At 72.2% G+C, this 5,124-nt stretch carries 3 protein-coding genes; 1 reads left to right on the top strand and 2 read right to left on the bottom strand.

Going from position 1 to position 5,124, the window contains the following annotated elements; all coding sequences use genetic code 11:
- A partial coding sequence (locus A5714_RS06820) for a pentapeptide repeat-containing protein (RefSeq protein WP_156747200.1) occupies positions 1-506 on the top strand: 506 nt, incomplete at its 5' end.
- Between the two features lies 1 nt (position 507).
- Here the strand turns inward: A5714_RS06820 and A5714_RS06815 are convergent.
- Positions 508-3,003 (bottom strand): ATP-binding cassette domain-containing protein, encoded by a 2,496-nt coding sequence (locus A5714_RS06815; RefSeq protein ID WP_068284066.1) that lies wholly within the window; start codon positions 3,001-3,003, stop codon positions 508-510.
- 16 nt (positions 3,004-3,019) lie between these two features.
- A partial coding sequence (locus A5714_RS06810; protein ID WP_197513589.1) for an ATP-binding cassette domain-containing protein occupies positions 3,020-5,124 on the bottom strand: 2,105 nt, incomplete at its 5' end.

Raw genomic sequence — 5,124 nt, 5'->3', positions numbered from 1 at the left:
CCGACGAGGACCTGCGCGGGCTGCGCACCGAGCGGGTGGTGTTCGACGGCTGCAACTTCCGGGGCGCCGACCTCGCGGAGTCGCGGCATAGCGGCTCGGCGTTTCGCAACTGCACCTTCGAGCGGACCTCGTTGTGGCACAGCGTGTTCGCCCAGTGCAGCATGCTGGGGTCGGTGTTCGTGCGGTGCCGGTTGCGGCCGATCGCGTTCGACGAGGTGGACTTCACGCTTGCGGTGCTCGGCGGCAACGACCTGCGCGGCGCCGACCTGAGCGGCTGCCGGCTGCGGGAGGCCGGCCTGGTCGAGGCCGACCTGCGCAAGGCGGTGCTGCGCGGCGCCGACCTCACCGGCGCCCGGACCACCGGCGCCCGCCTGGACGGCGCCGACCTGCGCGGCGCGCGGGTGGACCCCGCGCTGTGGACCACCGCGAAGCTGGCGGGCGCGCGGGTGGACGTCGGTCAGGCGGTGGCGTTCGCGGTGGCGCACGGGCTGCGCTTGGACGCCTGAGTCAGCGCGTGAGCCGGATCCGCCACCGCACCCCGACCGCGTAGGCCAGCGACAGCGCCGCGAGCATGCCCATGTCGAAGAGGTAGGTGTCGGCGGTGTGCTGAAAGTGGCTGTCCCGCGGGCTCTGCGGGCCCGGCGACACCGCCCACAGGTCGACGGTCGAGGCCTGCGCCGCGTAACCCCATCGCGACGGCACCAGCCACGACAGCTGGTCGAGAAAGATCCGGTGGGTGACCGGCACCATGCCGCCGGAGAGCACCATCTGCATCATCAGGGACACCACCAGCAGCGGCATCACCTGCTCGGTGGAGCGCGCCAGCGCCGAGAGCAGCAGGCCCAGCATCGCGGCGGCCACGCACGTCGCCGCGACGGCGGCGAACAGTTCCACGGTGGCCCCCGAGGTGGAATGGCCGAGCAGTACCGCCGGCCGCGTCGGGGTGCCCTTGCCCAGCACCACGATGGTGGTGGCGATCGCGGCCTGCACGACGGCGAACGCGCAGAACACCGCGATCTTGGCCAGTAGGTAGGCGGTGGTGGACAGCCCGACGGCCTGCTCGCGCCGGAAGATCGGGCGCTCGCCGATGAGGTCGCGAATGGTCAACGCGGTCCCCATGAACACCGCGGCCATGGTGAGCAGCGTCAGGATCGTCCCGGCCTCACCGGCGGACTCGCTGGTCGGGTCGGCGTAGCCGAAGCCGACGGTGCCGGGCACCGTCAGCGACAGCGCGCCCATGATGAACGGCAGCACCGCCAGGAACACGAAGTAGGCGCGGTCGGAGACGACCAGGCGCACCTGGCGGCGCGCGATCGTGGAGAACTGGTGCGCGACGCTGGTGCGCGCCGGGGCCCCCAGGTCGGCCGGCGCCTCGGCCGGCGTGGCGGGCGGCGGCCGGTTCTGCTCGAGGAAGCGGCGGTTGGCCTCGTCGGGATCGGCCCCGACCTTGGCGAAGATCTCGGCCCAGTTGGTCGTCCCCATCGCCGCGCCGATCTGGCCGGGCGAGCCCAGAAACGCCGTCTTGCCGCCGGGCGCCATCAGCAGCACCTGGTCGCAGATGTCGAGGTAGGTCAGCGAGTGGGTGACCACCAGCACGACGCGGCCGGCGTCGGCGAGCTGGCGCAGCATCGTCATGACCTGCAGGTCCAGCGCCGGATCCAAACCCGAGGTCGGCTCGTCGAGGATCAGCAGCGACGGCCCGGTCAGCAGCTCCAGCGCCACCGAGGCGCGTTTGCGCTGACCGCCCGACAGCTTGTCGACGCGGGTGTCGGCGTGCTGCGTCAGCCCCAGCTCGTCGAGCACCTGGGCGACGATCTGCGCGCGGTCGGCCTTGCTGGTGTCCGGCGGCAGCCGCAGCTCGGCGGCGTAGTGCAGCGCCTGGCTGACGGTGAGCTGGCGGTGCACCACGTCGTCCTGCGGCACCATGCCGATGCGGGTGCGCAGCGACGCGTATTCGCTGTGGATGTCGTGGCCCTCGAAGGTGACGGCGCCGGCGGTCGGGACGGCGTACCCGGCGATCAGCCGCGACAGCGTGGACTTGCCGGCGCCCGAGCCGCCGATCAGCGCGGTCAGGGTGCCCGGGCGGCCGGTCAGCGAGATCCGCTCCAGCAGGTTTTTGCCGTCGACGCTGAAGTTGACGTCGCGGACCTCCAGGCCGCCGGCGCGGGTGGCGGCCTCCTGCCGGCGGACCAGGATGCCGCCGGTGAACACCAGGTCGACGTTGCCGATCGTGACGACGTCGCCGTCGGTGAGCATCGCGGAGCCGACTTTGACGCCGTTGACGAAGGTGCCGTTGCTGCTCTGCGCGTCGCGGATCTCGGCGCCCGCGGGGGTCGGGGTGAGGAACGCGTGGTGCCGCGACGCCAGCACGTCGTGGACGACGATGTCGTTGTCGAGCGCACGGCCGATCCAGGCGGGCCGGGCCCCGGTGGCCGGGCGGTCCGAGCCGGGGGCCTTGACCCGCGTGGTGGGGAAGTCGGCGGGGGAGCCGGGCGGCACCGGCGGGTTCGCCCCGGACGGCGGCCCCTGCTGAGGCAGCGCGCGGGTCGAGGAGTCCGGCCGGACGATGGGCACGGCGGTCCTGCGCTGGGCCTCCCGCGGCGGGCCGGGCCGCGGCGGGAGTGGGCCGGGCGGCCGCGGCCGCTGGAGGAGCGGGACCGAGTCCGTCGGCGGCAACAGGCCGACGCTGCCCGTGTGGCGGCCGATCTCGAAGGTGATCCGCGGCCCGTCGGGCTTGCCGATGTTGATCACCTGGCCGTCATGGATGTCGACGGCGGGCACGCGCTGGCCGCGCAGGTAGATGCCGTTCATCGATCCGTTGTCGACGGCGACCCACCGGCCGCCGTCGTAGCGCAGCAGCACGTGCGCGCGGGCGATCAGCGGGTGCGCCATCCGCAGGTCGGCGCGCAGGTCGCTGCCGACGACCACGTCGCGGCCCGGCGCGAAGCTGCCTTGCGAGCGCTCGGCGCGAGCCGTCAGCACGGGCTGGGCCGGGTGGGTCATCGTCGCGGCCGGCGGCTCAGCGCTTGAGCCGGATGTGCCAGCGGACGTAGCCGGTGTAGGCGGCCGACAGCGCCGCCAGCATGGCCATGTCGAACACGAAGATGTGCTTCGAGTGCTGCCAGATGGGGTCGTTCGTCGGGATCTGCTTGACCTTCACCAGCGACGGGAAGTCGATCGACGAGGCGCCCGCCGCGTAACCCCACCGCGCGGGGGTCAGCCAGGCCAGCTGTTCGAGGCCGAAGCGCTGATACACCGGGATCATGCCGCTGGAGAACACCAGCTGGGACATGATCGAGACCACCAGCAGCGGCATGATCTGCTCGTTGGACTGCGCCACCGCCGACAGCAGCAGCCCCAGCATCGCCGAGGCCACGCAGGTCCCGGCGACGGTGACGAACAGCGAGAACGTGGAGTTGCCGAAGAACTGCGGGTGCGCCGTCGGGGCGCCCTTGCCCAGCCGCACGATGACGGTGGCCACCGCCGCCTGGGCCGTCGCGAAGACGCAGAACACCGCGATCTTGGCCAGCAGGTAGGCGGTGGTGGACAGGCCGACGGCCTGCTCGCGCCGGAAGATGGGCCGCTCGCCGATGAGGTCGCGGATGGTCAGGGCGGTGCCCATGAACACGGCGCCGATGTTGAGCAGCACCATGATGTACTGCGGCTGCGTCGGCGCGATGCCCAGCGGGTCGGCCGGGCCCAGGCCCGGTTTCGGTCCCTTCACGGTCAGCGACAGCGCCCCGATCAGGAACGGCAGGATCGCCAGGAAGATCGTGTAACCCCGGTCGGAGATGACCAGCCGGACCTGGCGGCGGGCGATGGTGGACAGCTGGCGCAGCAGGTCGGTCTGGGGCGGGTCGCCCAGGTCGGCGGGGCTCTGCGGCGACGGCGGCTGCGACGACTGCTGGTTGCGTTCCTTGAAGCGCCGGTTGGCCTCGTCGGGGTCGGCGCCCACCTTGGCGAAGATGTCGGCCCAGTTGCGGGTGCCCATGGCGGCCTCGACCTGGTCGGGCGGCCCGCAGAACGCGGTCTTGCCGCCGGGCGCGACCAGCAGGATCTGGTCGCACACGTCGAGGTAGGACACCGAGTGGGTGACCACCAGCACCACGCGGCCGGCGTCGGCGAGCTGGCGCAGCATCAGCATGACCTGGCGGTCCAGCGCCGGGTCCAGGCCGGAGGTGGGCTCGTCGAGGAGCAGCAGCGACGGCTGGGTGAGCAGCTCGAGCGCCACCGAGGCGCGCTTGCGCTGCCCGCCGGAGAGCTTGTCGACCCGGGTCTCGGCATGCTTGGTCATGTCGAGTTCCTCGAGCACCTGCGCGACGACGCGGGCGCGCTCCGCCTTGCTGGTGTCGGGCGGCAGGCGCAGCTCGGCGGCGTAGTTCAGGGCCTGGTTGACGGTCAGCTGGCGGTGCACGACGTCGTCCTGCGGGACCATCCCGATCCGGCTGCGCATGGACGCGTACTCGGCGTGAATGTCGTGCCCCTCGAAGGTCACCACGCCGGAGGTGGGGCTGGTGTAGCCGACGATCAGCCGCGACAGCGTGGTCTTGCCGGCGCCGGAGCCGCCGATGATGGCCGTCAACGTGCCGGGCCGCGCGGTCAGGGAGATGTGGTCGAGCAGCTGCTTGCCGTGGTCGACGGTGTAGCAGACCGAGTTGACCTCCAGGCCGCCGGTGCGGGTGGCGGCCTCGGTGCGGCGCACCAACGTGCCCCGCGTGAACACGAGGTCGACGTTGCCGATGGTGACGACGTCGCCCTCGGTCAGCACCGCCGAGCCCACCCGCACGCCGTTGACGAAGGTCCCGTTGACGCTGTGCGAGTCGCGGATCTCGGTCCCCAGCGGCGTCTGGGTGAGGAACGCGTGATGCCGGGAGGCCAGCACGTCCTGGATGACGATGTCGTTGTCGGTGGCGCGCCCGAGGGTCAGGGAGCCGACCGGCTTCTGGATCGCGCCCGACCGGGACGGCAGCAGCGCCTGGAACATCTTGGTGGCCAGGTTCGCCACCTCGGGCGGCTTGGCCGCCGACGGCGCCATCTCGGTGTGCGGCGACCGCTGGAAAACGGTGACCCGCCGCGCGGTTTCGCGGATCCGCGGAACGAACTGGATGGCGGACGCCCCGGTGC

The sequence above is a fragment of the Mycobacterium sp. E2462 genome, from assembly GCF_001672685.1.
In the GTDB taxonomy this organism is placed as follows: Bacteria; Actinomycetota; Actinomycetes; order Mycobacteriales; family Mycobacteriaceae; genus Mycobacterium.
The sequence above is the reverse complement of the archived record's forward strand: the minus strand, read 5'-3'. Positions and strand labels throughout refer to the sequence as shown.

What these genes read in the sequence shown, in the direction of transcription:
- A5714_RS06815 (WP_068284066.1), bottom strand. Translation starts at nt 3,003, where the DNA reads ATGACCCACCCGGCCCAGCCCGTGCTGACGGCTCGCGCCGAGCGCTCG.